General features: G+C 50.0%; 20 protein-coding genes. 6 read left to right on the forward strand and 14 right to left on the reverse strand.

Annotation, left to right across the window (positions count from 1 at the left end; translation table 11 throughout):
• The coding region (locus L1285_RS22665) for a transposase (protein WP_235414436.1) at nt 1-812 on the reverse strand (812 nt) is incomplete at its 3' end.
• A 452-nt stretch (nt 813-1,264) separates the two neighbouring features.
• Between L1285_RS22665 and L1285_RS22670 the strand changes: the two genes are divergently transcribed.
• A complete protein-coding gene (locus tag L1285_RS22670; RefSeq protein WP_235414437.1) occupies nt 1,265-1,669 on the forward strand; it encodes a hypothetical protein in 405 nt (134 codons plus the stop codon).
• 110 nt (nt 1,670-1,779) lie between these two features.
• Entirely contained in the window at nt 1,780-2,268 is a 489-nt protein-coding gene (locus L1285_RS22675; RefSeq protein WP_235414438.1) for a YcxB family protein, read from the forward strand.
• Nucleotides 2,269-2,364: 96 nt separating this feature from the next.
• On the opposite strand, the gene L1285_RS22680 is transcribed toward L1285_RS22675, so the two are convergent.
• Nucleotides 2,365-3,027, reverse strand: coding sequence for a cupin domain-containing protein (locus L1285_RS22680; protein ID WP_235414439.1), 663 nt, complete (start codon nt 3,025-3,027; stop codon nt 2,365-2,367).
• Between the two features lie 25 nt (nt 3,028-3,052).
• Nucleotides 3,053-3,826 carry an SDR family NAD(P)-dependent oxidoreductase gene (locus L1285_RS22685; RefSeq protein WP_235414440.1) on the reverse strand — a complete coding sequence of 258 codons (774 nt, stop codon included), beginning with the start codon at nt 3,824-3,826 and terminating at the stop codon, nt 3,053-3,055.
• A 106-nt stretch (nt 3,827-3,932) separates the two neighbouring features.
• Here L1285_RS22685 and L1285_RS22690 point away from each other — a divergent pair, with 106 nt between their 5' ends.
• Nucleotides 3,933-4,274 carry a winged helix-turn-helix transcriptional regulator gene (locus tag L1285_RS22690; protein WP_235414441.1) on the forward strand — a complete coding sequence of 114 codons (342 nt, stop codon included), beginning with the start codon at nt 3,933-3,935 and terminating at the stop codon, nt 4,272-4,274.
• A gap of 226 nt (nt 4,275-4,500) precedes the next feature.
• On the opposite strand, the gene L1285_RS22695 is transcribed toward L1285_RS22690, so the two are convergent.
• From L1285_RS22695 to L1285_RS22705, 3 genes are all read right to left on the reverse strand, one after another.
• The gene (locus L1285_RS22695) at nt 4,501-5,589 is read right to left on the reverse strand and encodes an alkene reductase (RefSeq protein ID WP_235414442.1); all 1,089 of its coding nucleotides are present in this window, start codon (nt 5,587-5,589) and stop codon (nt 4,501-4,503) included.
• Nucleotides 5,590-5,620: 31 nt separating this feature from the next.
• The gene (locus L1285_RS22700; protein WP_235414443.1) at nt 5,621-6,544 is read right to left on the reverse strand and encodes an EamA family transporter; all 924 of its coding nucleotides are present in this window, start codon (nt 6,542-6,544) and stop codon (nt 5,621-5,623) included.
• Nucleotides 6,545-7,085: 541 nt separating this feature from the next.
• Nucleotides 7,086-8,231, reverse strand: a complete 1,146-nt coding sequence (locus L1285_RS22705) for an acyltransferase family protein (RefSeq protein WP_235414444.1) — start codon at nt 8,229-8,231, stop codon at nt 7,086-7,088.
• A gap of 277 nt (nt 8,232-8,508) precedes the next feature.
• On the opposite strand from L1285_RS22705, the gene L1285_RS22710 reads away from it, so the two are divergent.
• Nucleotides 8,509-8,811 carry a hypothetical protein gene (locus L1285_RS22710; RefSeq protein ID WP_046007224.1) on the forward strand — a complete coding sequence of 101 codons (303 nt, stop codon included), beginning with the start codon at nt 8,509-8,511 and terminating at the stop codon, nt 8,809-8,811.
• Nucleotides 8,812-8,872: 61 nt separating this feature from the next.
• On the opposite strand, the gene L1285_RS22715 is transcribed toward L1285_RS22710, so the two are convergent.
• The 5 genes from L1285_RS22715 to L1285_RS22735 all read right to left on the reverse strand — a co-directional run bounded on the left by L1285_RS22715 (nt 8,873) and on the right by L1285_RS22735 (nt 17,656).
• On the reverse strand, nt 8,873-10,168 hold the full coding sequence (locus L1285_RS22715) for a sensor histidine kinase (protein ID WP_235414445.1): 1,296 nt from the start codon (nt 10,166-10,168) through the stop codon (nt 8,873-8,875).
• Nucleotides 10,168-10,848 (reverse strand): response regulator transcription factor, encoded by a 681-nt coding sequence (locus L1285_RS22720; RefSeq protein ID WP_235414446.1) that lies wholly within the window; start codon nt 10,846-10,848, stop codon nt 10,168-10,170. The genes L1285_RS22715 and L1285_RS22720 overlap by 1 nt, the downstream gene beginning before the upstream one ends.
• Nucleotides 10,826-13,975: an efflux RND transporter permease subunit gene (locus L1285_RS22725; RefSeq protein WP_235414447.1), complete on the reverse strand. Its 3,150-nt coding sequence runs from the start codon at nt 13,973-13,975 to the stop codon at nt 10,826-10,828. Before L1285_RS22725 ends, L1285_RS22720 begins: the two co-directional genes overlap by 23 nt.
• Nucleotides 13,968-15,167 carry an efflux RND transporter periplasmic adaptor subunit gene (locus tag L1285_RS22730; protein ID WP_235414448.1) on the reverse strand — a complete coding sequence of 400 codons (1,200 nt, stop codon included), beginning with the start codon at nt 15,165-15,167 and terminating at the stop codon, nt 13,968-13,970. Before L1285_RS22730 ends, L1285_RS22725 begins: the two co-directional genes overlap by 8 nt.
• A gap of 218 nt (nt 15,168-15,385) precedes the next feature.
• Nucleotides 15,386-17,656, reverse strand: a complete 2,271-nt coding sequence (locus L1285_RS22735; RefSeq protein WP_235414449.1) for a cytochrome c peroxidase — start codon at nt 17,654-17,656, stop codon at nt 15,386-15,388.
• Nucleotides 17,657-17,961: 305 nt separating this feature from the next.
• Here L1285_RS22735 and L1285_RS22740 point away from each other — a divergent pair, with 305 nt between their 5' ends.
• Nucleotides 17,962-18,120 carry a hypothetical protein gene (locus tag L1285_RS22740; protein ID WP_235414450.1) on the forward strand — a complete coding sequence of 53 codons (159 nt, stop codon included), beginning with the start codon at nt 17,962-17,964 and terminating at the stop codon, nt 18,118-18,120.
• 483 nt (nt 18,121-18,603) lie between these two features.
• Here the strand turns inward: L1285_RS22740 and L1285_RS22745 are convergent, their stop codons facing one another.
• From L1285_RS22745 to rapA, 3 genes are all read right to left on the reverse strand, one after another.
• Nucleotides 18,604-18,840, reverse strand: coding sequence for a hypothetical protein (locus L1285_RS22745; protein ID WP_235414451.1), 237 nt, complete (start codon nt 18,838-18,840; stop codon nt 18,604-18,606).
• Nucleotides 18,841-18,867: 27 nt separating this feature from the next.
• On the reverse strand, nt 18,868-19,485 hold the full coding sequence (locus L1285_RS22750; RefSeq protein ID WP_235414452.1) for a hypothetical protein: 618 nt from the start codon (nt 19,483-19,485) through the stop codon (nt 18,868-18,870).
• A 212-nt stretch (nt 19,486-19,697) separates the two neighbouring features.
• Nucleotides 19,698-22,592 carry an RNA polymerase-associated protein RapA gene (rapA, locus tag L1285_RS22755; RefSeq protein WP_235414453.1) on the reverse strand — a complete coding sequence of 965 codons (2,895 nt, stop codon included), beginning with the start codon at nt 22,590-22,592 and terminating at the stop codon, nt 19,698-19,700.
• 386 nt (nt 22,593-22,978) lie between these two features.
• Here rapA and L1285_RS22760 point away from each other — a divergent pair, with 386 nt between their 5' ends.
• Nucleotides 22,979-24,379, forward strand: coding sequence for a PhoH family protein (locus tag L1285_RS22760; protein WP_046005540.1), 1,401 nt, complete (start codon nt 22,979-22,981; stop codon nt 24,377-24,379).
• Nucleotides 24,380-24,450 lie beyond the last annotated feature (71 nt).

A 24,450-nucleotide genomic window follows, 5' to 3' on the forward strand; every position in this document is an offset into this window, starting at 1 on the left:
CTGGCGAGGGTAGGCTGGGCATCGCAGATATGGCCTCGCTTGTCTGCACGAATACACCGGCCTGTTAGCTCAACCAGTTCAATATAGTATTCAAGCTCAAAGGGTAATCCTTTGGGCATGTTTTGCCTGGGGTTCCCGGCAAATCGCATAAGGCTCTTTGGTTGTTTGCCGTGCTGTACGTGTTCAATGCGTTTTTTGATGCTGGTGAATTCAGAGGTTTCTGGTGTGGCGGCCATTTTGGCCCGGACAGGGTTGAGGTCAACGTAGGCCATGCAGGCTGCCAGGGCTGCTTCATCGAGCAATGCCTGAGACTTAAATCGACCTTCCCAGAAGCGGCCTGTACAGCCATCTTCTTTATTCGCACGACGAGCAATGTCTTCATTCAGTACGCGCATAAACCAGCTAATGCTCGCCAGCCGTTCGCGATATTTGTTGAGAATATCGTCGAGCATCATACGCTCGGACGGAGTAAGTTTGTTATTTTCAACGAACTTGTGCGTCAGCCAATTTCCCTTAAACAGTTTATGCCAGCGTATGACGATAGCTTTGTCATGCAATCGATTGGCTTTTTTATCGTCCACATACAAAACAAGGTGAGTATGGTTGCTCATCACAGCGTAAGCGCAAATATCAATGCAGAAAATGCTTGCTAGCAGAAGTAGTTTTTCTTCAACCCATTCACGACGATGTTCATAAGATTGGCCTGTTAGCGGGTCTTCACCGCATAAAAAGGCACGCCTTACACAGCGAGAGATGCAATGATAGTATTTTGTGTCAACTAAGCTGACCTGGCTTTTCCGTGCCGCTGGCATTTGCTTCGTCCTTATCCTTGGAGCTAATGAAAAGCATAGGCGAGGGTTGTATGACAGACAAGTTTTGGAGTGGGTGTCTTCAATTTGGTGTTTTGATGTTACGTTGCAGCGCTCACCGCTCGGGTTCTGTTTATTTATACAGGTATAAGTGAATGCGGCTATTTATCAAGTCAAATTTCTCGTTTTCTTCGTGCTTGAAGGTCTCGTTTAAGCCAGTCATCATTTTTAGTTTATTAGATTCAAAAGGTTAGTAGCTTTACATAACGAGACCCCCAAGTCTCGCTATGATCACGGCTCGGTTTTAACAGCGCTGTTTTGGCTTGAGCAACTAGTAAAATAGTGGTAGGTTATTGTTCTTAATATGAATAAAATAATTTAGCTGTGGATTTTTACGGTTTTAGGAACTGGATCTAACCGGTATTCACGCTAATACACTGTTAGGCATCTAGAGTATGGAACTACAAGAAGTCTGTGAATCTCTTTTAGACAATGCTGATATGAGTATCGACTTAAGTGCTTATCCGAAAGTTACTCTGGATATATTGGTACAAGGCACAGTAAACGATAAATTCTGGAAAGTAGTATTTGAGTGTGGCCAAGTGGTGTACATGGATGCAGAGTTCGATGACGACTCATCAAATAATGATCTGTTTATGGTTTTAGAAGCAAGCGTTAAGGAAACAATCAAAAGTAAAGTAACGCCTGCTGTTCAACATAGAATGGAGGGATTAAACGATAAAGATCCTGTTTGGAACGTGCATCTTTACGGCAGTATGTCACTCACAATGGTTACAACAAGGTTTAATTGGCAGCTCATTGAGCTATCTGAAAAAGAGTACGAGGCGGTCTATGCCTAACAAGGCAATTATATGCGGACAAATTTTACTGTGTCGCTTTTTGCAATCCCGCTTCGCCGGCAAAAATCAACCCAATAAAATTTGCCGTATATTGCGGCGTTAGCAGCCAAATGAATATGCGTAAGAATTTTAATATTACAAAATCAAGTTATTACTTAGCATATCGTGAATTGTTTCATGCGAATAATGTAAGCTGGACAATCTATGGTGTAATGGCCTGCTGTGGTCTATTTATTGGGGCAGTGCTTTATTGGTTCAACTTAGATTACATCTTTCCTAATTGGTTAATTGCTTTAATGTTTCCGGCTTTAATGTATTTAGTTATTTTGTTCGTTCATAAACTCACTGTGAATGCATCATTTAAAGAAAACCCAGAACGTTTTGGTGAAAAGGTGTTTGAATTTTCAGATTCTGGTATATATCAAGGTGGATCTAATCAGCTTATAAGTTGGGGAAAAATTAATAACTTTAGAAAAAGTAAAAACTATATACTCCTGTATGGAGCGAGTGAGGAAGCATTTATCATACTACCTAATAAGATTTTCAGTGCGTCTGAAATTTCGAAAATAGAAAATTGGGTTGGTGGTAGAGGCTGCTAACAAGGCCGTTAAACAAAGGACACAAAACAGCAGGCTGTGCTCCTTCGTCGCTAATTTTAGCCTGCTATTTTATGCCGTTTACGGCAAGCGTTAAACTTACAAATGACCCACCTTCACATAAATCAATGCGCCATCCTCTTTCGTAAAAGGCATATGCTGGCTCATGTGGGGGCTACGAAGCCAGGTGCCTTTGGGGTATTGGCCATGCTCATCATAAAATGTGCCTTCCAAAACAAAGATTTCCTCTCCTCCCCAGTGGGTATGCAATTGAAATTGAGTGTTAGGTGACCACTTTACTAAGGCGACCTTCTCACCTTTAAACTCATGCAACGGCATTACCGTGAGCCCATCAACAAGCCCTTGGTGCCAAGGGGGGTTCTGAGTGTCTATCACTTTTTGTTCTGTGTCGTCCTGAGCAAATTGATGTAGCTTTACCAATATAGTTGCGCCTTCTTTACCTATATTGGGTGTGTGAGACGTACCAATTGGATTGCGCACATAGCTCCCCTTTGCGTAGTTTTGATGCTCGTCCGAAAACACCCCATCAAGGACTAAGAATTCTTCGCCACCACTATGAGTGTGTGACGAAAACGTAGAGTATGGGGCATAACGCACGATAGAGGTCGCTCGTGCGACTTCATCTCCAATGCGATCAAGCATCATGCGCTCAACGCCAGGCATCGGAGAATCAACCCACTTATAGTCGGCGGGTCGAATTACGATACGTTGCTTGAAATCAGCATTGATTAAAGTAGTCATATTGACCTCCAGTAAAGATGGTTGCCTAATTTCTGCCAGCCATAACACCGCCGTCAACGTCCCAAATCGCGCCTGTTATCCAGCTTGCACTCTCGTTCAATAGAAACATAATAGTGTTGGCAATGTCATCTGGTGTGCCAATACGACCAATGGGATGGAAACTGTCAAATCCTGCAAGGGCATCGTCCACTTCTGCCGGATCGATAAAAGTTTCGTAAATTGGGGTTTTCACTACCGCTGGTGACACTGCATTTACCCTAATATTATGGTCGGCCAGTTCCATTGCCATATGCTGCGTTAGCGCGTGTAATCCTGCTTTTGCCATGGAATAAGCAGACGAAGGGGTTGCTTTGATAGCCTGCTTAGCCCACATTGAACCAATATGAACAATGGAACCTCCGCCGTTGTTACGCATATTCTGGGATACGGCTTGGCTTATAAAAAAGGTAGCCCGATTCAGTGCAGCATAAGCATCATAATCCTCAAATCCGTGCTCTAAATAAGGCTTTGGATTGAAGTAACCTGCCGAATTAACAAGGTACTGGATATGTCTTTGATCCGCGTTTATCGCTTGAATGACTCTATCAACATCTTGTTGCTCATAGAGATTGGCTTGTAATGTCTCAATAATAATGTCATTGCTCGCTATTGCGGTTAACTGAGACTTGGCCGACTCCAGCTTGTCAACGTTGTTGCCTAAGATAATAACACTGGTTCCTTGAGCGATGAGTTGTTTTGCTGTTGCCAAACCCATTCCACTTGAACCGCCGATGATTAATGCAATATTTGAAGTTGTCATGGATTTTCTCCGATATATGTTAAGGTACGGAGATAATTTATCGAACCACTGTCGCGTTAAAAAGTAAGTACAAATTGGTAAGGTAGGTACTTTTTGGTACATCTTTATGAAAGATAGAGAAAAAAAATATTTGAGAAAAACTGCACCGACTGAAAGTGCAAAGATAGTGGAGACTATTTATGGCTGTAAATGGTCTCTTACGGTTTATCAGCTCTTGGCAGATGGGATCAATCGCCCTGGTGAAATGGTCCGCAGCATTGAAGGTTTAACCACGAAAGTTCTGAACCAGTGCCTGCGTAAAAATACGGAGTTTGGGATCCTGGAGCGAGTTTCTTACAGCGAGGTGCCACCGAGGGTAGAGTACAAAGTAACTGACTTCGGGACTAAATTTATGAAAGTCCTCGATGAGCTTGAAAAACTACAACATGAAATTGAAAACAAGATATAAGCAGAATACGGTCAGTTAATTATGAATTTTGAAAAACAAGACGAAGTATTTGCGTATATTGGCTTGTAACAAAGGCCCCAGAAAACCCAAAACACCAAACCCCCTTTATTCGGCGATTATGTCGCACTTATTATCTGAAATCAGGTTCTTGTTTTTAAGAGCAAAACAAAAAGGGTGATAAATCACCCTTGCGGTCGGTAAAGGAGAGTCAGACCGTTAATCAGACTCAGGCGGTCATTGCTGCCTCTTCCAGTGTCGGGTAGTCGGTATAGCCTTCGGCTCCGCCACCATAAAACTTGCTGTCATCCACTTCGTTATAGTCGGCGCCCACTCTGGCTCTTTCTACCAGGTCGGGGTTGGCAACAAACAGGGCGCCAATTCCTACGCCATCGCACAGATCTTGCTGTAAAACCTGAGTGGCAATGGCTGGTGTTGTCGGGCCGTCTTCCCATGACTGATGCGGGTTAAGGATCAGAGGGCCTTGCCACAGATCACGGACCATTATACTGGTGTCACGGCAGGCCGCTTCCATAATGTGCAGGTATGCCAGGTTTGTCGGTAATGCTTTAATCAGCGCCTGATATAGCGGCTGAGTATCGGTTTCGTTAATGTCATTGAACTGGTTATGCGGTGAGAGCCTAAGGCCCACCTTGTCTGCGCCGATGGCATCAGTAACCGCTGCAATCACTTCCAGCGTAAAGCGGATGCGGTTTTCTATGCTGCCGCCATATTCGTCGTCGCGCAGGTTGGTGTTGCTGGCTAAAAACTGATGCGGCAAAAAGCCGTTACCAGCGTGGATCTCTACGCCATCAAATCCGCCGAGAATGGCAAATTTAGCGGCCTGCGCAAAATCAGCAATAGTGGCCTGGATCTCTTCATATGTTAGTGCTCTTGGCGGCGCAAAATCTTGCATGCCCTCAGGAGTAAATGTCTGGCCATTTGCGGTGACGGCGGATGGCGCAACGGACTGGTGTGCACTTGGATACAAGCTGGGGTGGCCAATGCGGCCGCAGTGCATAAGCTGGGCAACAATTTTGCCGCCTTTTTCGTGCACTTTGGTTGTGACTGGTAACCAGCTTTGCGCCTGTTCATAGGTGTGCAGGCCGGGTGAGTTCATGTAGCCCTGGCCAACCTGGTTCGGTTGTATGCCTTCAGTAATAATCAATCCGGCCGTGGCCCGCTGGCTGTAATACGTGGCCATCAAAGGGGTGGCCAGACCAAGTTCAGTGGCGCGGTTGCGGCTCATCGGAGCCATTACAAAACGGTTGCTGGCTTTAATGCTGCCGTATTCAGTTGCGTCAAATAGAGTATTCATCGTTATGTCCTTAATGAGTTTGAATTCTGAGTTACGCTTTGGATAGCGCTTTATTAGTTGCCGGGCTTGCAAGTGCCCGGTTAAACAGCTGTTGTTGTGAAATGGTGATGGCCAGCACGATGACACAGGTCCCCAGTATTTGACTTAAGGTCAATACTTCCCCGAGTACCAGGTAGCCCAGTAACGTGGCCGATAAAGGGCTTGCAAATGAGATAAAAGACACAGTGACCACAGGCAGTTTTTCAATTGCGTTAAACCACACTACATAAGCGACCAGCGCGCCAATCAGGCTCAGATAGGTGTAACCGATCAGATTGTTGAGCGTTAATGCGCTGGGAAAGCCCTCCTGGACAAGCGCAATGGGCAGTAAAAACAAGCCGCCGACCACCAGCTGCCAGCCGGTGAAGGTGTACACAGACACATCTGCCGGTTTACCCCATTTTTTAGTGAGCACAATGCCGGTTGCCATAGAAATTGCCCCTGCCAGTCCAGCCTGTACACCGGCTGTGGGGAGCGACATATTTGGCTCTAGTACCAACAAGGACACACCCAGCGCACCTATCAGGCAGGCGACAAACTGTCGGGCCTTTAGTTTGTTCTTTAACAGCAATGCGCCAAGTAACATCACTATGATGGGCTGGCACGACATGATCAGTGCAGCAACCCCTCCTGGCAGCAGGTACGCGGCAACAAACAGGCAGTAAAAGAAGCCACCAATATTAAGCAGGCCAAGTACAATTGAACGCATCCACCACACGCCTTGTGGCAGCTTGCGGCCCAGTAGAACCAGCAAAATACCTGCAGGCAGAGCCCGTAAAACCGACGCGATAAGCGGCTTGTCGGCCGGTAACAGTTCAGTGGTCACAATGTAAGTACTTCCCCAGATTATGGGGGCTATCATTGCAATCATCATCCAAAAAATCAGTTGTTTGTTACTTAAATTTATTGCGGGCATGGTTTCTCTCCTTAGTGATAAAAGTCAGGCGCGTTAAATTGCCACCTGGCGCAGGCTAGTGGCGTAAGCTTTGGTTTGTGCAAAAGCGCTTTGTTCTTCAATGTTAAGCGTCCGGGCTTTAGCCGGGTTTTATCAATCACTTGGATCTGCCTGTACATCATTCTACAAAGTTAAGCTTATGCAAAGAATCTTGATGTAAAGGTATTGGTTATTTATGGTGTCGTCAAGTATCTTTGTGTAGAGATACTTGTTTTTTTAACCGTGCTTTTTTCTTTTTTTTTTATATTCAATAGGTTGTGTGTTTGCAGGGATAAAAAAGATCCGTCACGAATTGACGGCGATAACGAGGGCGTAGCGGATTGATCGTAGCTAAGCCTACTTTTTGTGCCACAAAACTAGGCGAGATGTAAAGGGTAGTGCGGCATCTGTAAAGCACTGGAGATATTTGAAAGCAAGCGGGGCTATCAGAATAAAAGGGGTGATAGCCCAAATTATGTGTGTCATAACAATCAGTCCGGGTGTACCTATGTGCCGGTTGTGGTCATCGCTCTTCAGACACTGCGACGCTTTGCAAAGGTTTTGGTTTGGCGGTCTTTAAGCCAAACAGGTAGCGCGTCAGGTTAAACGGCCTGATAACAAAGAGACAAATAACAACGCAAATGAGCAGCGACGAGCATAGCAGGCTGAGTGATTTAGTCGCAATGCCGGCATCCCACTGCACAATGTAAAAGGCAAGCGCAACAATCACGGTCTGATGCACAATATAAAACGGATAAATCAGTTCATTGGTCACGTGCAGCCATTTGGGGGTTTGTTTGCACCATGCACTGGCATAACCGACTAAGGTGAGTAAGCCGGTCCAGGACACGAGTGCACTGATAAGCCACCATAGTTGCCAGCGCATATCCAGCGATACATAGTCGCTAATGTCAGGTTTGTAATACCAGGCGTAAAATGCGATAGAGCTGGCTATCAACCACTTAAAATTGGTGGCGCGGTTGTCTGCCAGCGCTTGCCAGATTTTAGGGTTTTTCATAAAACACATACCCGCCACAAAAAACAGTAAGAAGAACAGCGAAACAGACAGATTGAATAAGCTTGTATCTTGAGAGCGCATAACGCTTTTGAGGCACAATCGTATCCCTATGACCACCAATCCCAGTAACAGCAAGCCGTGTTTTCGCACCGCGATGCGCTGCATCACCTGAAGTAAAGCGTGCCCTGATGACGTGCCAAGCATCACATTAATAGGCACAGCCAGCAGCATAAAGATAAATAGAAACTCCACAAACCAGAGATGGTTTGCATTAAAGGCAAACATCAGGCTGCTATATGCCTGAGCTAAATTTTGATATTCCTGAATGTTTTCAAAGTAATTCTGTGGCGGTACCACAATCATCATCGCGAAGATAAGCGGAATAAACAACCGATGCACTTTGGTAGTAAGGAATGCGCTTGCCGATACTTTGTGGAGCAGTAACACCGACCCGGCACCCGCGATGAAAAAGAGGGTGTGGAGCCTGACTTGCTCAAAATACACCATAATATCATCAAGCACCTTACTCGATTCAGAGTTCATTATGTGCCAGCCATCTCCGTTAAACGGCATAAACACATGGTGCAGAAATACAGCAAAAATCAGCAAAACTCTGAGCCAGTCGAGCTCCGAATATCTGGATTTATACATTTAAATTAGTCCTTTATAATTAAGTTTCCCAACAGTCGGCTATTCATATTCATGTGCTGAGGCGGCGTCATGTTGTTGCAGTGATTAGCATATTATGAAAAAGCCAGTGGAGCAAAACCGAGATTGTAACGGTCTATGTACTCGAGTCAGGCACATAGCCAGGTCAAAATGCCTACAAATGCGAGTATTTGTGCGCTCAGCCAGCTGTGATTTTAAGATCCAAACTGCAACCGCACTCGTAGTAAAAAATGAACTATTTTCTGACCCAGAGGTAGCTATGAAACAGTTCGCACTCAAAGTATATGACGGTTACACCTATATCTTTGACTCCACCAGAAACCCGCTTCGGCACATTCCAGATCCAGTGAGCCGCTTCCACATTATGACTGTATTAGCCTGTATGTGGAGCTTTGCCTTTGCCACCTACATCGGCAGTATGATTGTGTTTGGGGTAAGCCTTGCTGCACACATTATTTTGCTTTTGATGTTCTTTTTTACCATGTCTGTGTTCTATGATGCGCAGAAGAATAAGTCGTCATGGCTGTTAAAGTTGCGCCGCGAAAAGCTGAAACAGGGCTAAAGCCCTTTGTCGATAGAGAGTATGGCTGCAAACAAGGTCGCGCACCTTGCTTGCAACAGCCTCAGTAGCGCTGCGACAAAATTAAAGTTACACAAAAACGCTGCGCATCATGGGTGATATTCAGCTGCCAGCCGAGCTCGTCGCACAGCCTGCGCGCCAGGTCCAGGCCCAGGCCGTAACCAGAGGCATTATTTAACTCGTCCGGTGCGTGCGTGTTTTGCGCATTATCCTCAGTGCTATGATCATACTCGCGGTTTTCAATCTCCAGGATATGTTGCGTCTGGGTCACTGAAATCGCGCCATGATGGGTGTGCTGAATGGCATTTCTCAACAGGTTGCCAATCACAATGGTGGCGCCAGAGTGGGACAGCTCGCAGTGATAGTCGTCGGTATGCATCGCGACATCAACCTGCTTGCCCTGTTTAAGGTAGGCCAGGTCCTGCATCAGTGCGTCTATTAGCTCGGCCAGTTTAACCGGTTTTAAATCCCGCAGTGGTTGCCCCTTGCGGCTTAGCCACAATAGGGTTTCGGTGAGTGCGACCATGGCCTGGCTGGCGTGGTCTATGCGCATTAGTGCTTTTTGGCCTTTGTCGTTGCGGGGGTCGTCCAGACGGTGCAACAGCTCTACGCTGCTGCGGATCACGGCGATGGGCGTGCGCAGTTCGTGGCTGGCGTAGCTAACAAACTCCTGCTCTCTGTCGAGGCTATGTTTGACCTGTTGCAGGCTTTGCTGGATAAGTTCCGCCAGTGTGGTCAGCTCGCGATATCTGAATACCGGTGGTGGTTCGTCGAGCGAGTGATGATCCAGCTCGGCCGCCCATGCGTGCAGCTCTGCGACGGGCCGGGTCACGGTGCGCATTAGCATCACCAGGATCGCAGCAAACAATGCGAGCGTGCCCAGCGCAAAGAGTATTCCCAACATTTCAGGCCCCTGAAACCAGGATTTGGGCGGTGTTTTTGGGGCGGTAAAATGATGAGCCACAAAGCCGGACTGGCCATTGGGCGTTTCAAAAAACATTACAAAGCGGGCTTCGCTGGGCCTTGTCAGCATATTATCCCGGGTAACCAGCTTGTGTAATGTGTTGGTCTCTATTTCCTGGCGGGTAAACGCCGCACGGATGGGCTCGGGTAAATCCTGCCACTGACTGGCCACCACAAAGTTGTGCGCCTGGATCGGATAACCGGGCTGCGGATGATGGGCCTGAGCCATATTCAGCATAGTGCCTTTCATCATGTCATCGAGCCCGGTAAAAAAACTGTTGGTCCAGAGCACTGACAACAGACTGATCACCAAAGTGGCCAGCACCAGCAGGGCGGCAAGGATATAGCGGCGCAAGCTCATATGTATGGGGGCCATTAAACTTTCTCCTCATGGCAATGCAGCTTAAAGCCCTGTCTGGGAATGGCGTCGAGGGTGATATGGGTTGTGCATGCCGCCAGCGCTTTGCGCAGGTGGTGAATATGCACTTTAAGCGCGTTGCTGTCGGGTTGTTCATCGCCCCAGATAGCCTGTAACAGCACTTGCCTGGTAACCAGGTTAGGGTGGGCACGCAGCAGGGTTTCAAGTATTACCATGCCGGTGGGGCTGAGCTTAAGTCGGCTGCCTTGATACGTGGCGTCACGGCCATCTATATCCAGGCACAGCCCGGCCAGCTCCAGCCGTTTTATTTCGCCGCTTTTGCGTTTGGCCAGGATTTTTACCCTGACCACCAGCTCCATCATGGCAAAGGGTTTGACTAGGTAATCGTCGCAGCCGGTGGCAAAACCGGCCAGTTTGTCTTCGAGCTGATCTCGCGCGGTGAGCATGATCACTGAGGTATCGTCGCCTTCGTCGCGCAGTGCCTGACAAGTCTGCAGGCCATCCATCCGTGGCAGGTTTAAATCCAGAATGATCACCTGATAGTGGTTGTCGCGGATCAGGTTGAGCGCGGCGACCCCGTTGGCTGCGTGGTCGCAGATGATGTTTTCCAGCTCAAAGTAATCAATGATGTTACCGGCCAGTGCCAGGTCATCCTCAACTAAAATGACGTTGATCATGGGGGACATGCTCCGTACGAATGGGGCTGGATCGGCTCATCAGGTTGGCAATATCGTGGCTGATCAGCAGTAAAACAGGAATTAAAAACAAGGTGATGGCAGTGGCAAACAAGATGCCATAGCCCAGCGATGCCGCAGCGGGGATCAGAAACTGCGCCTGCTGCGAGGTTTCACCCAAAATAGGATACAGTCCGGCAAAGGTGGTCAGTGACGTCAGCAGTATTGCGCGCAGGCGACCCGTGCAGGCTTCAAGTAGCGCATTTTGCATGGTTTTCCCCTCATTGCGATAGCGATTAAACTGGCTGACCAGCAGCAGGCTGTCGTTGATCACCACGCCACTGAGCGCCAGTATGCCATTTAAGGATAGAATACTGAGCGTTAAACCTAAGCCCCAGTGTCCTAAAATCGCGCCCACAAAGCCAAACGGGATCACCGACATGATGATCAGGGGCTGCCAGTAGGATTTCAGTGGGATAGCCAGCAATGCATAGATGGCCAGCAGCGCCAGCAGGTAAGCCGAGCTCATTGAGTCGGTGGCTTCTTTTTGGTGCTCGGCTTCTCCGGCAAAGTGCAGCGTCAGTGTAGGGTACTGCGCACGTAGCTCTGGGACCACGCTTTGTTCGAGTTGGGCCACTAATTCAGTGGGGGTCAGCTGGGTTTTATTCACCGCAGCGGACACAGTGACCGCTCTGACGCCGTTGATACGGGTAATGGACTGTACTTCGCTGGTGTAGATCACTTTAGCAACGTTGCCCAGCGGCACGGTTCGTCCGTCCGGGGCACGCACCCGGGCTGCAAGCACATCCCCTTGTTCGCTGCGCTCATCCAGCGGGTAGCGAACCCTTACTTTCACTTCATCTTTGTTGCGCATATAACGTTGTACCACTTCTCCGCCAAAGGCTTGCAACAGCTGGCGTGCCAGTAGCTGAGTGGTAAAACCGCGCATTTCGCCTTCTTCGGTGACTTCAAAGCGCATCGTCGCTTCGCCCGGTGCCAGCGAGCTGTCGATGCTGTGTACGCCACTGATATCGCGCAGCGCCTGTTGCAGGGTCGCTTCGGCGGCCTCTAACGTTTCGTCGCTGGTACTTTTTAGCTCCAACTTAAAGTTGGACACGCGCGCCAGTTGCGCCTGAATGTGCAAGGTTTTACTGGCCTCCGGGGTGCCTGCGATGGCGCGCCAGCGCTTCGCCAGTTCGCTCAGGGTGTAGGGCTGGGTGCCGGCCAGCTCCACATTGAGTGTGCCGCTCTGATCGCCGGTGGCGCTGACCGACACGCTGGCGATGTGGCTGATGTTTTGCTCGTCCAGTAATTGCTGCTCGGCCTGATATAGCTGGGCTTCCAGCTGATCCAGGTTGCGGGCAGTCTGGCCAAAACTGGCGTCGTTGTATAATGTCATGGTGGCGGTGATGGTATCGGCTGGCAGTCCGGGGAAAAAGCCCACTCTGACCATGCCCTGGGTGATCAGGCTGATGGCCAGAAAAAACAGTGCAACAAAGCCCATCAGTGCGGCGTAGCGAAAATGCATCACGTGCTCCAGTGCCGGCTTGTACAGGCGTTGATTAAAGCCGGTCAGTAGACCGTCTGCCTTTTGTTGCACGCGATGCCACAGCATCGCGATGCGGTTTGGTTGTTGCTGGGTTTTTTGTCGGGTGCGAACGTGCGCCAGATGCGCCGGTAAGATCAGTTTAGATTCCACCACAGACAGCAATAAACATAAGGTGACCACAGTGCCAAACTGCGCATACAGAACGCCCAGCCCGCCCGAGATATTGGCTAGTGCCGCAAAGGCTGCAACGGTCGTTAATACGCCAAACAGGGTAGGGACTGCGACCAGGTGGGTGCCTTTGATGGTGTTACTGAGGGTGTCGCCAAAGCGTTTTCGGGTGGTGTAAATGCTTTCACCCACCACCACGGCATCGTCCACGACTATGCCCAGCGCCATAATAAAGCCAAAGGTGGTCATTTCGTTGAGGGTCATGCCCGTGTAGGGCTCAGTCATAAAATACAGGCTGCCAAAGAACACAAAAGGCAGGCCCGCAGCAACCCAGAAAGCCACCTTCAGGTTTAAAAATAGTGCCAGAACCATAAACACCAGGGCAATCCCGCTCAGCGCGTTCAGGCTCAGCAGGCTCAGGCGCTCGGTGATCAGCTTAGAATTGTCGTACCAGGTGATAAGCGAAGCGCCTTCAGGCAGCTTGCTTTGCCACTTGGCCACCACGGCTTTGGCCTGCGCCACGCTTTTACTCATATCGCCATATTCGTCCATCACTATGGTAATGCCGTAGGTGGGATGACCGTTAAAGCGGGCCAGATGAAAGCTGTCATCGGCAAAGGTGTCTTGTAATGTGGCAACGTCACTGAGTCGAATGCTTTTGCCCGCAGCTGTAGTCGCGACCACAATCGAGGCAAAGTCGCTGGCATAAAGCGCCTGCTCGGCAGCTTTGAGGCGCAGTACCTTATCCGGGTTACGCAGGCTGGTGGTCAGTGCCGTGCCGGAGTACTGATTAATGGCCTCGGCCACGTCGCTGAAACTGAGCTGATAGGCTTGCAGGCGTGCCTCGTCGATTTCAATGGCCACCAGCGGATCGCGGTGATCGTTTTGGTTGAGCGTGGCGATATTGGGCTGAGCCAGTAAGTCGTCGGCAAGCTGGCTGCCCAGGGTTTGCAGTGTCTGAGTCGACAACTCGCCAAACAGCTGCACCCGGATCACTTCCTGCTCCCGCTGGGCCGTGGTGATCACGGGTTTTTCGGCATCTTCTGGCAGGTTGTAGATGGCATCAACCTGGTTTTTAATGTCTCTTTGTAAGGTATCCAGGTCATGTTGCGAGGTTTTTTCTACCAGTACCTGCACACTGCTGGCGCTGGCTGTGGTGGTAACGCGTTTGATCCCTTTGACGGATTCCAGCGCGTTTTCTATGGCGATTGCAATGCCCTGCTCAGCCTGAGCGGCGCTGCCGCTTGGGTAGGCTACGCTGATCTGTATTGTGTCCGGGTCTTGTTGCGGAAAGCCTTCTTTGCGCAGACTACCGGCGCTGCTTAGCCCCAGCAGGATCACTGCCAGCATAAGCAGGTTGGCCGCAACCGGGTTTTTGGCAAACCAGGCAATGATTAAAAAACGTTCAGTCATGGGCGTGCTCCTCTGTTACTGGGGTGACCTTCATGCCGTCGAGGTAGGCACTGAGCGGGCGTAGCACAATGTTAGCCTGGTGCATGCCTTTACGCGCCTTGATATAAACGGCGCCGTGCTGGCGAAACTGGAGCTGCGGGGTAAAGTGCGCCAGACGATTTTCTTCATCGACATACCAGACATGATTTTGCTGCGACAAGGCTGACGCGGGAATGCGCCACAGGTCGTTTTGCTCCGCGCCCTCAATGTGCACCTCCACATAGCTGCCAAAGTACAACGGCTGAGCCTGATCTAGGGGGTTGTCTACGCTGACAATGGCCAGACGCTGGCGCGACTGAGGGTCAATGTGCTGGCTCAGACGCGTCACTTGGCCATGCCATTGTGTATCTGCGGTAGCGCTTGTGGCATCGTTGAGAGTAACCGACCAGCCGCCCTCGGGCATCGCCTGAGTGGGCAGGTGCTGCCATTGCTCGGCGCTGAGTTCGACGGACACTTCGGCCTGCGCTGTGCTGTAAAGTGTGGCAATGGGGCTGCCCGGTTGCACATAACTGCCAGGCTGCACCGAGCGCGTGACTATGGTGGCATCAAAGGGCAGGGTAAACTGGCTGGCAGCCAGGTTGTACCGGGCACTTTGCAGCTGCGCTTTCGCTAAACTTAGCTGCGTGGCCACAACGTCTTGCTGCGGTGCACGTAAAGAAGACAAGATCCCATTACTGTCGGTGCTGGCCAGCTGGCGCCATTGCGCCTTGTTTGGTGAGCTCTGTAGCTTTTCTTCCTCCGCATCCAGTTTGGCTTGTGCCAGTGATACTTCGGCACTGGCCAGCGCCTGTTGCAACTGGGTGTCGTCTATACGTGCCAGTACGGTTCCCGTCGGCAGGCGTGCGCCTTGCTTAAAGTCTGGGTGTAGCTGAGTCACCCGGCCGCCCACTTCGCTACTGAGCGTCAATGCGTGAGTGGCCTTGACTGTGCCATGCGCGGTAATGACCCGAGTGTAACTGGCTGCCTGCACGGTCGTGACCGTGACCTGAGGCAGGCTCAGGGCTGCGCTCGTTTGTTGGCGTTGCTCAGAGCCAGGCTGAGGCTGGGCCTGCGCTTCGGCACCACCCAGCGAGGGGATTGCAAAAACAATGGCAGCACACAGGCCACAAAAAGCCAGCTGGGTAATGAGTAAACGGTTGTTGAGTAACGTCATGATGAATTCTCTGAATAAGCACTTAGGTTTGCCCGCCGATTTTTGATGCGGGTAAAAAGTAACCGTCAGTCTAAAGAGTGTGCGGTTAAAGGCGGGTTAAAGAGATTTGTATGCGCTGCAAGTCTTTGATTAAACTATGAAGAAGAAAAAGCCGCAGGTAGGACTACGGCTTTGGGGGTTGATATTAGATATCAACTGGGCAAAACAGAGCGAGGACGCTAGTTTAGCTTGCGGTTCTGTTTATGATCTTTTGGGTGGTCAGGACGAATGAGGTCGGCCTGAATACTCACGCCCTCATTCTGGCCATCACCTGAGAGCAAAAAGTAATACCAGCCGGGGGCTGCGCCGTCGATGCGCAGAAACTCGGTGTTATCTGCTGAGCGTGAGGCAAAGGTATACATGCTGGTGCTGGGCCAGAACGTGCTAACAAACAGGTCGCTATTGCCAGCGCCGTGTCGGGTACGAACTTCCAGCGTGCTACCCGGCTCAGTCACTTTGATAAAAAAGTAACTATCACCAGGCGCTGCACATTGGGCGCGGCCAGGCATAAGCTCAGCGTAGCCACTGGGCAGGCCCTGCTCGCAGGCATTGACGATATCGCGGGGTTGCTCACCCGGCTCACGCAGGGCGCTGTCGATACCCGCTGCAATGGTCAGTCCTTCATAGCCCTGCGGAGCCAGTACAGAGACAAAGTGGTGGCCACGATTGACGGTTACTTTCAGCACCTGCTCGGTGCCTGTGCCACGCGATATTGCCTGAGCATTGGCCGGGTCGGCCCATTGGTCGGCGTTGTAAAACAGGCGAGGGCGTCCTGCGCCACCACGGCTGCTGAAGTACAAGGTGGTGTTATCCTGTGCGACATCCACATAAAAATAATGGGCTTTGCCCGAAATACACTCACCCTGCGCCAGCAACAAGCGGCTGCCAGTTACCGCCGTATCGCCCTGACGGCAGTCTGCGGGCAGATATAAGGGCACACCCTGATAGTTTTTGGCAAACAGTTGCAGGCCATCCGGATCGCCTTCCTGTGGTTGCGGCAGCCAGGCCGTGAGGCACTCTGCTTGCTTTACACATGGATCGGTCAGGGCCTTCATAAAGTTGACCAGATCCGCTTTTTCCTGAGTGCTCAGCTCCAGCTTGCGCAGTACCGGGGCACCGTCGGCAATTTCATCATCAATGATTTTCGCGGCGGCATCGGTGTGCTGTCGGGTGTCGGGGAACAAGTCGACACAGTTTTCTATGTCTTTGAATTGGGGTTGTCTGCACCAGCCCTGATTGTCTATGTAGTTATCTAATACCGCATGGTAATCATCGTAATGCTCGACCACTTCCTCCAGCGTATCGTAGCTGCCCGCATGTCCGTATGGACCGGTGACCTCGACGTTCAGCAAGGTCGTGGAGCGAAAGCTGTAGATATCATCCAGGTTCTGGTTGCGCAGCATACGGCCACGGTCATTGCTTTCATCGCCGGGCTCACCAGTGCCAGGCCCAATTTGTGGAAACGCCAGGCGGTGGTGGTTGGTGCCTTTGGTCTGACTAAAGCTGTCGGTGTTGTGACAGCCAATGCATTGGGTGGGCAAAAAGTCTGGCTCGCTGCCACCATCTGATGGCGGAGGAGGCATATACAGATACAGGTAGGCCCCGCGTTTTTCGGATTCACTCAGCGCGTTTTTATCACCCTGAACGTAGCGGTTCCAGGGGTTGTCAGTAAAGTTCATCGATTGCTGGTAAGCTGCCAGTGCGCGGGTGATATTATCGAAAGTAACGATTTCTTCGGCGCTTTTATCGCCATAGACCGCGGCAAAATAATCCCGCCACTGGTTGCGAAACAGCTCGTCCTGGGCGCTGCCATAGTTGCCGATACGCGCTGCCAGGTGGGCCCTGACAGCTTCATTGGGCGCGCCTTTCATAAACTCAAAGCCCTGCATTTCTGAGGGGGTAACGACCGGAAAGCGCGCTTGCGCCGCTAACAAGGAGTCACCTGCATTGGGGTCGGCTTCACCATGTGGCACATCCGGCGTGCTTATTCCCTGCTCGGGGTTCAGCCAGTCCAGAAACTCCACCCGGGCATCACGAAACAAACTGCGTTTATGTACCCAGGCATTGAAAAGACTGGGCGAGTTGCGTGGCACATAAAATTGCCCTGTGGTGGTTTTACGGCCCGGCCCGAGTACATCCGGGTCTTGCGCGAGTGTGCCCACGGGCAGGGAGAGGCCATCACCGCCGCCCAGGTAGGGGTGGTGACAGCTGGCGCAGGCGACTTGCTTATCGCCACTGAGCGCTTTGCTAAAAAACAGCAGCTTACCCAGTTTGACTTCGGGGTCATCGACGCCGGGTAAGTCAAAGCCGTTATCGGGCTTGCCTGTCAGGCCATGCTGAGCAATAAGCTCAGTGAGCGCCTGATCTAAGTCATCGGGAATGGGCAGCGCGTGTGCGTTAAACGCGCTGCCCACTAAAAGTGCAATGGCACTCGTTTTAACCTTTCTCATGTTGATCTTCCTTTCACTACAGTTGCTTTAGTACGGACGGGCCGGCTCAGAGGTTAAGCTAACGTGTTTTGGGTTAAATAAAGGTTAAAGCTGATGTGGGTATAAATATTCCCAATTGGCTAATAATGCACTTTGGAAAATGGAGTGATCAAAGTATGAGCTATTTTTATAAATGTTTTTTAATGAATGATTATTTATTAATCTCGGTTTGATTTAAATAAATATTTCATCAATTTCGGCTTTTTGCGACTATAAAAACCTGATATTGTTATCGCGAATTACGTAACTAACCAAAGGAAATTAAGATGTTACTTAAACTAAGCAAAAAGACGGTAAAAAACCTTAACACCACTTCTGCTAAACTTAACCCACAGCAAACTCCACAGGTTGCTGGTGGTACTAACCTGGACACGCTTATGTGTCTGAAAACCATGCAGTGCCCGCAAACCTGGCAGTGCGCTTAATTGCTATTGTATGACCTGAACAGGCGCCCGAGAGGGTAACCTGATAAGGTGATATTTTTAGTTTCTTGCTAGACAATGTTGTTGATCGTAGGTCAGTTTACTGGCCTGCTTTATGTTTCTGAGCGCAGTGCGGTGATTCAGAAATGCCCTTTCTCCATCTCATCTTGAAGCGCTAATTTGGTAAAACCTGCAACACTCATGACCTTGGTTACATTGCTTAATCACACTGAGTATCCGCTCATATGTGAATGAGTAGATAGATACGCATTAAATTGAATTGCAGTGACTAATGAGGTTCCTTTTACTCATTATTTGCAGGTGTACCATATAATGAGTAAATTTCTGCACATTACTGTCAGTGTACTTTATTACGAAAGAAGTGATTTTACAGGCGTTTGTCGAAGCGCAATGGCATGACATAGCGATTTATAACCTCCTGCATTTATGTCTGAATTACTCAGCGTGAGCATAATAGCGTATTACTTAGCTATCTTTATGCTCTTTGGGTAGCGCCTTGCGAGAGTTCAGAATAACAATCGCAATATAAACCAGGGTGACATAAAAATTCACGAACGGGATCAGTGAGGCTCCCAGCGCCACTTTCTTACTGTAGTGGTATTTATGTGCAATGGTTAAATTCACGATAACAAACAAGATAGCCTGAACTGCGAACACAAATGGGGCGAGCGATAACTCGCCGTTTCTGAGCATGTCTAACATAGTCGGGTCTTCATTCTTATAATGGGTTTAATTGATAGGCGTTATTTCAATACGCAGATGCTGCGCCGTGTCATCCAGGTGTTTCACCCTGAAATCTGAATGATACTCAGCCGCTTTTTCCAGAAACTGTTGCTGCCTGGCGTGCGAAGAAAACGCATAAATGCCCTGTAAAGTCGTGCCTGCATCAGCAATTGGGTTGCCGTCTGCGTCTGACGCGCTGCCGGGCACATAACTGAATCTCAGTCTGGCACTGGCAAGCGTTGGGGCTTTCATCAAAATATGAGAGCCGTCTGCAAATTCAAACCGCAATTCCATGCCTGCCAAATCGATGAATGGATTCAATGCGCCAAACATACTATCCATGATAGACGTGATTTGAGTGCCATAATACGTAACCGTCTCATTGTCTTTTATCCAGTCGTCAAATCTTTGCCGGCTGCTGGGGTTTCGTGCCAGCTCCCACGCTGAATTAAACGGGTAATATCCGGGTCCCGCACTGGCATTACCCGGCACCTTGATTTTAGCGGTCATCCGAAGGTTATTGTCTGTGTGGGCATTAGGCGTAGCTGCCGTCATAACAACCGGGGCGTTTATGCCTGCGGTATTGTGCTCAGATGCAGCAACAGGGCCTGCAAGTGAGAGCATAACGAGCACGGGGAGTCTGTTTAAAATCATCGTTGCTTTTTTTAGTATTCTTAGTGGCATATTAACGGGTAATGTTACTGGTTTGTACCAAAAACATCAAAGACCATCGCTCACCATTTCGAGCTGTGGCTTGAGGCGTATTATTTGACTGATGGAGGAGAGGGTAGGGCACGCACAAAGCCGTGCCCCGGATGGTTTTTAAAGGCTGTGCCTTAGTGTGCTACTACAATCAGGCGAATGGCGTCCAGTTTAACCTGCGCCTTGCTGATGTGCTCGCTCAGTGCGCTGCGCTGTTTGTCGAATACCTGAATTTCTTCGTCGCGGATATTCGGGTTAACGGCTTTCAGTGCCTGCAGGCGGGCCTGTTCATCACCCAGGCGGGTTTCCATTTGTGCCTGTGCCGCCTGTTGCAGCTCAGCCATCTGTGCTTTGGCCTGCTCTTCGGCTTTGCTGATCAGCGGGTGAATACCTGATTGCAGGGCATTGGCCAGCTTACTGGCGGTTTGTCTGCCAACCGCAGAAAGCTGGTTGTTAAAGGCATCAAAAGCCACGTTCTGTGCCAGGTCGTTACCGCTTTTGTCCATCAGCACTCGGATAGGCGTTGGTGGCAGGAAGCGACCAATTTGCAGTGATTTAGGCGCTGAAGTTTCGGCCACAAAGATCAGCTCAACAAAGAAAGTACCCACCGGCAGCTTGTTGTTTTTCAACAAAGCAACGGATGCACAACCAAAATCGTCGTCACAGATCATGTCCATTACGCCTTCAACCATAGGGTGGTCCCAGCTGATAAACTGCGCGTCTTCCTGTGACAGCGAGGTGCCACGGTCAAAGGTCACGGTAATGCCATCGTCTTTCAGACAGGGGAACGACGGGTTCAGCATATGCTCTGTGGGTTTCAGGATGATGGTATTTTCACCTTTGTCTTCCTGATTGACACCAAAGATATCGAATACATTGATCATGTAAGTTGGCAGCACTACGTCGTCGTCCAGCGTTTCGATTTCTTCAACGATACTGTCCGCTTTGCCCATACCACTTGAGTGCAGTTCCAGCAGGCGGTCACGGCCTTGCTCCATCTTGGCGCGTAGTACCGTGTTTTGCTTGGCAACCTGTTCAAGTAGCGGATCGAGCGCTTCTTCGTCACAGTTGTGCGCAGCTACCAGTTCCAGCAAGTCGTCAGAGAACTCTTTGTACAGCAGCTGTCCTGTGGTGCTGGTGGTTTCGAAGGCATCCAGCGCTTCGTCGTACCAGCGCAGTAACACTTCCTGTGCGGTATTTTCGAAGTAAGGCACGTGAATGTTCACATCCTGTTGCTGACCAATGCGGTCAAGGCGGCCAATACGTTGCTCCAGCAGATCCGGGTTGAGTGGCAAGTCAAACAGCACCAGGTGATGGGCAAACTGGAAGTTACGACCTTCCGAGCCAATCTCTGAACATAACAGCACCTGGGCAGAGTCATATTCGTCGGCAAAGTAAGCCGCCGCACGGTCACGCTCTATGATTGACATTCCCTCGTGGAACACCGCCGACTTAATGCCTTCGCGCTCGCGCAGGGTTTGCTCCAGACTGATGGCGGTTTGTGCTTCGGCACAGATCAGCAACACTTTTTGCTGTTTCAGCTCTTTGAGTTTGTCGATCAGCCAGGCAACGCGCGGGTCAAACTGCGTCCAGCTGGCGCTTTCGCCTTCAAACTCCTGGAAGATTTTTTCCGGGAACAGGGCGCGCAGGGCACTTTTTTCAGCGCTCTGAATACCGCCAATATTACCCATCACAGAAATGGCGGTTTTGTACTGCTTTGGCATTTCTACCGGGCAGGCGTGTAATTTACGGCTTGGGTAGCCGTCGATGCCACTGCGGCTGTTACGGAACAAAATACGGCCCGTGCCGTGTCTGTCTAACAGGTTGTTTAGCAGCGTCTGCTTAGCAGTCTCTTCGCCTTGTTCAACCTGACTCAGCAGGTCGCTGATGTCGGTTTCTTTTAACAGCTCACTCAGGGTTGCCTTGGCTTTGTCGTCAAGTTTGCCATCCTGAAGCAATTTATTGGCAGCATCGGCCACTTCTTTGTAGTGACTTTCTTCCTCTACAAAGGCGTCGTAATCGTAGAATCGGTCCGGGTCCAGCAATTGCAGACGCGCAAAGTGGCTGCGGTGGCCAAGCTGATCCGGTGTGGCGGTAAGCAGGATAAGGCCGGCAATGTCCTGACTCAGCTCAGCAATACGCTGATATTCTGTGCTGGGTTTGTCTTTTTCTACCGTCAGGTGGTGGGCTTCATCCACAACCAACAGATCCCAGTCGGCCAGTGTAGCCTGCTCAAACCAGCGGCGTTTCTTGGTGATAAACTCCAGGCTGACCAATACCAGTTGCTCGGTTTCAAACACGTTGGGTGAATCCGCGAAAGCTTCGTCGCAACGGTCTTCATCAAAAATAGAAAAGTGCAGGTTAAAGCGGCGCAGCATTTCAACCAGCCACTGGTGTTGCAGGCTCTCTGGCACCACAATCAGTACCCGGCTGGCACGGCCAGTGAGGATCTGTTGATGTAAGATCATGCCCGCTTCGATGGTTTTACCTAAGCCCACTTCGTCCGACAGTAACACCCGTGGCGCGAAACGTTTACCCACTTCGTCGGCAATATAGAGCTGGTGTGGGATCAGGCTGGCGCGCTGACCTATTAACCCTTTTAAATGAGACTGCTGGCGGCTGAACTGGTGCTGCCAGGTTTGATAGCGCAGGGTGTAGCGGTCGAAACGGTCAACCTGGCCTGCAAATAAGCGATCCTGTGGCTTATTAAACTTAATGAAGTGATCCAGAAAGGTCTCTTTTAGCGCGACTGGCTCTTGTGTGTCCAGGCGTTCGCCGTGGTAGCATAGCAGGTCGCCTTGTTCTTCAACTTTTTCAACACGCATTTCCCATTCGTCAACACAGCGGATCACATCACCGGGATTAAAAATCACGCGGGTAACCGGGGCTTCCTGCACAGAATATACGCGGTTTTCACCGCTGGCGGGAAACAATATAGTCATCTGGCGACCTTCCAGTGCCACTATGGTGCCCAATCCTAAATCTGATTCAGTATCACTGATCCAGCGCTGACCTAAGGAAAAATTCATGCTTGTCTCGTCTCGCGGAAAAAAGGCGGCCATGGTACCGAGAAGCACCGCCTTGTTCAAGGTTGTGAGGGGACGAGAAACATGCTTAAAGTGTGATTTTTTTCACTTTAAGCTATTGACCTGCGCGATTGTTTCAGCAGGGGAGATGTATGGTCCTGTTTAGCGCCATTCCGGGCAAGCGTGTTCACGTCTTCACAGCAAAAAATAAGCATAGCTCAGTTGCTCAAAATTGACGTATTTAACTCAAACCGTCATCTGGGGTGCTTATCTTAACTGTCATAAAAACGACTTTTGTGACAAATAGACTAAACTTAAGGTAAGGACACAGGCTTGCGTGGCGACCAAGTCTTTGTTCAGTAGTAGTTTTCACTAAATAGGAACGCACTATGGGAAATGATGACCTCGACCGGAAAATGTATGTGTTAGATACCAACGTACTCCTTCACGAACCCCTCGCTTTCTTTTCATTTCAGGAACACGACGTAGTAATCCCCATGACAGTTCTGGAAGAACTGGACCACATAAAAGACAGAAAACGCGATGTCAGCAGCGATGCCAGGGTGGCGATCCGCAGTCTTGACGACGTGTTACGTGATGCATCACCTGAGCAAATGCTCGAAGGTGTTGCCTTGCCTAAAGTGCAGCGCGATACCCATAAACCCGCCAGCAGTGGCAAGCTCATTGTGATCAATGACCACTTGTATCCCGATAGCATCTCCGGGTTGCCTGGCAACGAAAATGACCACCGCATTATTAACTGCGCCATACAGTTACAAAAGCAATACTCAGACAAAAAAGTGGTGCTGGTCACCAAAGACATCAATATGCGCCTGAAGGCCAAAGGGGCCGGGCTCAAGTTTGTTGAAGATTATCGTACCGATCAGTTGATCGACGACATTAACCTGCTGACCTCAGGATACAACAAATTTAGCGGCGACTTTTGGGCCAATGTAGGCGAATGCCAGACCGAGCAGCAGGGGCGTTACACCTTGCACCAGGTGCCCGCCAAACTGATGCCTGAAGTGTTTGTTAATGAATACCTGATAGACGAGGGTGAGCACTTTGCCGCTCGTGTGACGGGTTACGACGCGGAGCACGTCACCCTCAAGGACATCAGTGTAGAGCGATTGATGCACCAGCAGGCCTGGGGCGTTTCTCCTAAGAATGTGTATCAGGGCATGGCGCTCGATGCGCTGCTTGACCCTAACATTGAACTGGTGATCCTGACCGGTCCGGCGGGCTGCGGTAAAACGCTGTTGGCACTGGCCAGTGCGCTGGAAATGATCATTGAAAAGGGCGTGTATGACAAAGTGATTGTAACGCGTAATACGCCGGAAATTGCGGAAAGCATCGGCTTTTTACCCGGCACGGAAGAAGAAAAAATGGCTCCGTGGCTGGCCGCTATCACAGATACCCTGGAGGTGCTCCACAAGCACGACGAGAGCCCCATTTCGAGTCGTAACTACATCATGGAAAAGGCTAACATTCAGTTTAAGTCGGTCAACTTTATGCGCGGGCGCAGCATTCAGAATGCGGTGGTGATCCTGGATGAAAGCCAAAACCTTACGGCCTCGCAACTGAAAACCATTATTACCCGCTGTGGTGAAGGCACCAAACTTATCTGTACCGGCAATCTTGCACAGATAGACAGTAACTACCTTACCCCGGTTACCTCGGGGCTGACCTATATTGTGGAGCGCTTTAAGGACTTTGAAGGCTCTGCCACCATTAACCTTAACGGCGTGGTAAGAAGTCGTCTGGCTTCATTTGCCGAGCAAAACCTATAACACCGGGCGGGCCTGTGTGGCCCGCTTTTTTCGCTTTGTGGCGAACCAAACTCACTTGAAAGATTGGCAAC

Origin of the sequence: Pseudoalteromonas sp. DL2-H2.2, from assembly GCF_021532535.1 — a bacterium.
Taxonomy (GTDB): Bacteria; Pseudomonadota; Gammaproteobacteria; order Enterobacterales; family Alteromonadaceae; genus Pseudoalteromonas; species Pseudoalteromonas rubra_A.